At 69.3% G+C, this 6,449-nt stretch carries 4 protein-coding genes and 1 pseudogene; 2 read left to right on the forward strand and 3 right to left on the reverse strand.

Annotated elements, in window-relative coordinates:
* Positions 1–105: 105 nt before the first annotated feature.
* Positions 106–1,149 carry a zinc-dependent alcohol dehydrogenase family protein gene (locus tag ACWCRB_RS48495; protein WP_451002169.1) on the reverse strand — a complete coding sequence of 348 codons (1,044 nt, stop codon included), beginning with the start codon at positions 1,147–1,149 and terminating at the stop codon, positions 106–108.
* Between the two features lie 171 nt (positions 1,150–1,320).
* Here ACWCRB_RS48495 and ACWCRB_RS48500 point away from each other — a divergent pair, with 171 nt between their 5' ends.
* Positions 1,321–1,560 (forward strand): heavy-metal-associated domain-containing protein, encoded by a 240-nt coding sequence (locus tag ACWCRB_RS48500; RefSeq protein ID WP_451002170.1) that lies wholly within the window; start codon positions 1,321–1,323, stop codon positions 1,558–1,560.
* A 23-nt stretch (positions 1,561–1,583) separates the two neighbouring features.
* On the forward strand, positions 1,584–3,872 hold the full coding sequence (locus ACWCRB_RS48505; protein WP_451002171.1) for a heavy metal translocating P-type ATPase: 2,289 nt from the start codon (positions 1,584–1,586) through the stop codon (positions 3,870–3,872).
* Positions 3,873–4,640: 768 nt separating this feature from the next.
* Here ACWCRB_RS48505 and ACWCRB_RS48510 read toward each other — a convergent pair.
* Positions 4,641–5,939, reverse strand: a complete 1,299-nt coding sequence (locus ACWCRB_RS48510) for a citrate synthase (RefSeq protein WP_451002172.1) — start codon at positions 5,937–5,939, stop codon at positions 4,641–4,643.
* Between the two features lie 243 nt (positions 5,940–6,182).
* Positions 6,183–6,449: pseudogene (locus ACWCRB_RS48515) on the reverse strand (IS200/IS605 family accessory protein TnpB-related protein); the annotation flags it as partial.

Raw genomic sequence — 6,449 nt, forward strand, 5'->3', positions numbered from 1 at the left:
TCCGGCGTTTGAGGACTAGGCCCGTTCAGGGCCGTAGCGGGGGTCTGGGGGCGCAGCCCCCAGGGATGGGACGGGTAGGGGCGGCGGGGGCGAGGTGAATCTGGTTCAGCGCCACGGCTCGATGACCGTCACCCCCGCCCCCGACGCCGTGCCCATCTCCGCCAGGGCCGTCGGGGATTCGGTCAGGGGGATCGTGGATGTGACCAGGAGGTCCGGGCGCAGTACGCCTGCCCCTACCAGCTCCAGCATCTGGGGATACGTGTGGGCCGCCATGCCGTGGCTGCCCAGGAGTTCGAGTTCCAGGGCGATCACGCGGGCCATCGGGACCGGGGTCGTGCCGGTAGGCGACGGGAGCAGGCCCACCTGGACGTGGCGGCCCCGGCGGCGCAGGCCGTTCACCGAGGACGCGCAGGTGACCGGTGAGCCCAGCGCGTCCAGGGACAAGTGGGCGCCGCCAGCCGTCAGTTCACGTACGGCCGCCGCCGTGTCGCCCGTCGTCGCCGCGTTCACGCACTCCACCGAGCCGAACTTCCGCGCCAGTTCCAGGGCCCCGGGCGACACATCCACCGCGACCACCCGCGCCCCGGCCGCCGCCGCGATCATCACGGCCGACAGGCCCACCCCACCGCACCCGTGCACCGCGACCCACTCCCCCGCCGCCACCCGGCCCTGCTGGACGACCGCGCGGTACGCCGTCGCGAACCGGCAGCCCAGTGAGGCCGCCGTGGCGTAGGACATGCCCTCCGGTACGGCGACCAGGTTCACGTCCGCGTGGTCCAACGCCACGAACTCCGCGAACGAACCCCAGTGCGTGAACCCCGGCTGGGTCTGCCGCTCGCACACCTGCTGGTCCCCGGCCGCGCACGACGGGCAGCTCCCGCAGGCGCAGACGAAGGGGACCGTCACCCGGTCGCCGGAACGCCAGCCGGTCACTCCGGCGCCGACCGCCTCGACGACACCCGCGAGTTCATGGCCGGGCACGTGCGGCAGCGCGATGTCGGAGTCGTGGCCCATCCAGCCGTGCCAGTCGCTGCGGCACAGCCCGGTGGCCTCGACGCGCACCACGACGCCGTGCGGCGCGGGCACCGGGTCCGGCACCTCCCGTACCTCGGCCGGCTCCCCGTACCGCTCGAACACCACCGCACGCATGGACCCCTCGCCTTCACAGTCGCCGTCCCTCGTACCGGAGATCTTGCCACTGTCACGAGTGAAGTACCCCCCAGGGGTATAGTAGGGTGAGACTCACAAGGGGTCAGTGGGGTCACCGGGCTCGTGCGCCACGATGACGCCCCCGACGACACTTCGCAGAGGAGCAACGACATGACCGCTCAGACCGACACCCCGGGTTCCGTCACCGCCGTCTACCAGGTGACCGGAATGAGCTGCGGGCACTGCGAGGGCTCGGTGTCGAGCGAGATCTCGGAGCTGGCCGGGGTGACCTCCGTGCAGGCCGTCGCCGCCACCGGCGAGGTCACCGTCGTGTCCGCAGCCCCGCTCGACGAGGCCGCCGTCCGCGCCGCGGTGGACGAAGCGGGCTTCGAGCTGGCCGGCCGGGTCTGACCGTACGGACGGACGCGGCGACCATGACCAGTACCGGCACCGAGACCCCGATAGCCACGCCCCACGAGGTCGAGCTGACCATCGGCGGGATGACCTGCGCCTCGTGCGCGGCCCGTGTCGAGAAGAAGCTCAACCGCATGGAGGGCGTCTCCGCGACGGTCAACTACGCGACGGAGAAGGCCAAGGTCTCGTACGCCGACGGGGTCGGGGTCGGCGATCTGATCGCCACCGTCGTGAAGACGGGGTACACCGCCGAGGAACCGCCTCCGCCGGTACCGGTGGAGGCGGCTCCTGCCGAGCGTGACGACGACCCCGAGTTGGGCGCGCTCCGGCAACGGCTCCTCGTCTCCGCCCTGCTCGCCGCGCCCGTCGTCCTGATGTCCATGATTCCCGCGCTCCAGTTCGACAACTGGCGGTGGCTCGCGCTGACGCTCGCCTCGCCGGTCGTCATCTGGGGCGGACTGCCGTTCCACCGGGCCGCGTTCACCAACGCGCGGCACGGCGCGGCCACCATGGACACCCTGGTGTCGGTCGGTACGCTCGCCGCTTTCGGCTGGTCCCTGTGGGCACTGTTCTGGGGCGATGCGGGCAGAGCCGCGATGCCCGGGATGGACGGCATGGACGGGATGGGGGTGCGGGAGAGTTTCTCCTTCACCGCCTCCCGCGCCGGCGGCACCTCCGAGATCTATCTCGAAGTCGCCGCCGGAGTCGTCGCGTTCATCCTTCTCGGGCGGTATTTGGAAGCCCGCGCCAAGCGGCGTTCGGGCGCCGCTCTACGGGCACTGATGCAACTCGGCGCCAAGGACGTCTCCGTGCTGCGCGGTGGGCGTGAAGTGCGGGTTCCCGTGGGTGAGTTGGCTATCGGGGACCGGTTCGTCGTACGGCCCGGGGAGAAGGTCGCCACCGACGGCACCGTCGTCGAGGGTGTCTCGGCGGTCGACGCGTCGATGCTGACCGGCGAGTCCGTGCCGGTCGATGTCGGTGCCGGGGACGCCGTCACCGGTGCGACCGTGAACGTCGGGGGCCGGCTGGTCGTCGAGGCCACCCGGGTCGGCGCGGACACCCAACTCGCGCGCATGGCCCGGCTGGTGGAGGACGCGCAGAACGGCAAGGCCGAGGTGCAGCGGCTCGCCGACCGGATCTCCGGGATCTTCGTGCCGGTGGTGCTGTTGATCGCGGTCGGTACGTTCGGGGTCTGGCTCGGGGTCACGGGCGAGACCGTCTCCGCTTTCACCGCCGCCGTCGCCGTGCTGATCATCGCCTGTCCCTGTGCGCTGGGGCTCGCCACCCCGACCGCGCTCATGGTCGGCACCGGGCGCGGGGCGCAGCTCGGCATCCTCATCAAGGGTCCCGAGGTCCTGGAGTCCACGCGCCGCGTCGACACGATCGTCCTGGACAAGACGGGCACGGTGACGACGGGACGGATGACCCTCCAGGAGGTGTACGTCGCCGAGGGCGCCGACGAGAAGCAGGTGCTGCGGCTCGCGGGCGCCCTCGAACACGCCTCCGAGCATCCGGTCGCGCGGGCGATCGCGGCGGGGGCGGAGGAACGGGTTGGGGCGCTGCCGGAGGTCGCGTCCTTCGAGAACGTGCCGGGGCGGGGCGTACGAGGGCGTGTGGACGGCCACGAGGTGGCCGTGGGGCGGCTCGTGGACGGGCTGTCGGAGCCGCTCCCGGAGGAATTGGCCCGCGCGAAGGCCGAGGCCGAGAGCGGCGGACGTACGGCCGTCGTGGTGGCCTGGGACGGGGTGGCGCGCGGTGTCCTCACCGTCGCCGACGCGGTCAAGGAGACCAGCGCCGAGGCCGTGCGCGAGCTGCGCGCGCTGGGGCTCACGCCGGTACTGCTGACCGGGGACAACCGTGCGGTCGCGGACGCGGTGGCCAAGGCCGTCGGGATCGACTCCGCGGATGTCATCGCCGAGGTGCTGCCCGCGGAGAAGGTCGACGTCGTACGGCGACTCCAGGGCGAGGGGCGGGCCGTCGCGATGGTCGGCGACGGGGTCAACGACGCGGCGGCGCTGGCCACCGCCGATCTGGGCCTGGCGATGGGTACGGGCACGGACGCGGCGATCGAGGCGAGCGATCTGACGCTGGTGCGCGGGGATCTGCGGGTGGCCGCCGACGCCATCCGGCTGTCCCGGAAGACGCTCACGACCATCAAGGGCAACCTGCTGTGGGCCTTCGGCTACAACGTGGCCGCGCTGCCGCTGGCCGCCGCCGGACTGCTCAATCCGATGATCGCGGGGGCCGCGATGGCGTTCTCGTCGGTGTTCGTGGTGACGAACAGCCTCCGACTGCGTACGTTCCGCTGAGGGCAACCGGGATCTGCCCGAAGTTACCGTGAGTATGCCCAAGTCGTTGTCAAAGAGGCTATGGAGTCCAACGCGAGCCTCACATAAGCTCTTCACAAGGCTCCCGCATCATCCTTACGCTGGGGTCCCGGTCGCGACAACCGGGATCTGGCGTATCTGAAGGACAAATGCGAGAGACGCAGATCACAGTGCTGTGAAGGTAACCATCGAAGGGCTTCGAAGGTCTAAGTTGGCGATGTCAGACAGCGTCTTGGGGGGCGTTGGCTGACGTCTGAGGATGTCTTGGGGGACGTCCTCGGAAATGCGTTGCCGGGACACGTACACCGGGAAGCTTGAGCGGCCCACCCCAGCGTGCGCGTCCCGGCAGACCGCACACAGCAGGAGTGCGACGAGTTTTGCTCGTTCTGCTCGACAGCTGCCCAGTCGGCAGCTGGCACAACAACGGCTGCCTCGGCGGCCTGCACACCAGTGATAGCGAATTCAGGCGCTGTCCTCTCGAACGCCCGGCCGGATCCCGTGGGGGGAATCCGCACCGGGACATGGGAAGGCGCCCTGTACGCCGGCCCGTGGGGGGACCGTCGGCAGGGCGCCTTCTGTTTTGTTTTGTGGCTCGGTTCGCCTCCGGGGCGCTCCAGCCTGTGTCGAGACCGCGACCGTGCTCGACCCTTCGGGCCTCCGCGCGCTCACGCCCTCGACACAGGCGCGCCCCTTCGGCTCACTCGCCGGGCAAGCTGGTGTGAGCGTTGCAGCTCGCCCGGCGACTGAAGCTCAGCGCTCTTCGACGGGGACGAAGTCCCGCTCCACCACACCCGTGTAGATCTGGCGCGGGCGGCCGATGCGCGAACCCGGCTCCTTGATCATCTCGTGCCACTGGGCGATCCAGCCCGGGAGGCGGCCGAGGGCGAACAGGACCGTGAACATCTCCGTCGGGAAGCCCATCGCGCGGTAGATGAGGCCCGTGTAGAAGTCGACGTTCGGGTAGAGGTTGCGCGAGACGAAGTAGTCGTCGGAGAGCGCGTGCTCCTCCAGCTTCAGCGCGATGTCCAGCAGCTCGTCGGACTTGCCGAGGGCCGAGAGGACGTCGTGCGCGGCGGCCTTGATGATCTTCGCGCGCGGGTCGAAGGACTTGTACACCCGGTGGCCGAAGCCCATCAGGCGGACGCCGTCCTCCTTGTTCTTCACCTTGCGGATGAAGGAGTCGACGTCGCCGCCGTTGGCCTGGATGCCCTCCAGCATCTCCAGGACGGACTGGTTGGCGCCGCCGTGCAGCGGGCCCCAGAGCGCGGAGATACCGGCCGAGATCGAGGCGAACATGTTCGCCTGCGAGGAGCCGACCAGACGGACCGTCGACGTCGAACAGTTCTGCTCGTGGTCGGCGTGCAGGATGAGCAGCTTGTCGAGGGCGGAGACGACGACCGGGTCGAGGTCGTACTCCTGCGCCGGCACCGAGAACGTCATACGGAGGAAGTTCTCGACGTAACCGAGGTCGTTGCGCGGGTAGACGAAGGGGTGACCGATCGACTTCTTGTACGCGTACGCGGCGATGGTCGGAAGCTTGGCGAGCAGCCGGATCGTCGAGAGGTTGCGCTGCTTCTCGTCGAACGGGTTGTGGCTGTCCTGGTAGAAGGTCGACAGCGCCGAGACGACCGACGACAGCATCGCCATCGGGTGCGCGTCACGGGGGAAGCCGCGGTAGAAGTTCTTGACGTCCTCGTGCAGCAGGGTGTGCTGCGTGATCTCGTTCTTGAACACGGCGAGCTCGTCCACGGTCGGCAGCTCGCCGTTGATGAGCAGGAACGCCACCTCGAGGAAGGTGGAGCGCTCGGCCAGCTGCTCGATCGGGTAGCCGCGGTACCGCAGGATGCCCTGCTCGCCGTCGAGGTAGGTGACTGCGGATTTATAGGCGGCGGTGTTGCCGTAGCCGCTGTCCAGGGTCACCAGACCGGTCTGAGCGCGGAGCTTCCCGATGTCGAAGCCCTTGTCGCCGACGGTGCTGTCGATCACCGGGTAGGTGTACTCGCCGTCGCCGAACCGCAGTACTACAGCGTTATTGGTGTGCTCGCTCACGTCATCCCTCACCGACGTAGTGCCTCTTCTTCGAGGTGCCCTGACTGTCTCTACCATCCCCCATTTGGCGCAGGAGAGTGCACTCGGGGTCGACCATTGGGCCTATTGGCGGCACTCAGTGCCGCCAACCTACTCATCCTGCCCCCCTTCGCCCTGGTTCCGAAAGTCCTGTGTGACCTTTGTGACTCATTTGATCGATCATTTTTCGCGATCGCTCCGACCGCAACGGTCCCGTTACCGTTCCTAGAGACTGAGCGGGAGTGAGTCCTGTTGCCAGGTCCCGTGCTCGGCCGAACGCCCCGGACGGTGTTGGGCGTTCTGGTTGCCCGCGTTCACTCCGCGCCCGGCGTGCACGGATCGTGTCCGTGGTCCGGGAATGCGGGGGCGGGTTCCCTCACGCCCAAGGACGCCCGTTCCGGCCTGGACGGTCCGATGCCCCTGCTCATCACTCCGGTGAGCAGGGGGCGGTGCCGTCCGTCGCCGGATCGGGTGTCCCTGGGCGCGCCTTCC

This window comes from Streptomyces sp. NPDC002156 (assembly GCF_053593675.1).

Coding starts and splice junctions, on each gene's coding strand:
- ACWCRB_RS48495 (WP_451002169.1), bottom strand. CDS start 1,149: ATGCGTGCGGTGGTGTTCGAGCGGTACGGGGAGCCGGCCGAGGTACGG.
- ACWCRB_RS48500 (WP_451002170.1), top strand. CDS start 1,321: ATGACCGCTCAGACCGACACCCCGGGTTCCGTCACCGCCGTCTACCAG.
- ACWCRB_RS48505 (WP_451002171.1), top strand. CDS start 1,584: ATGACCAGTACCGGCACCGAGACCCCGATAGCCACGCCCCACGAGGTC.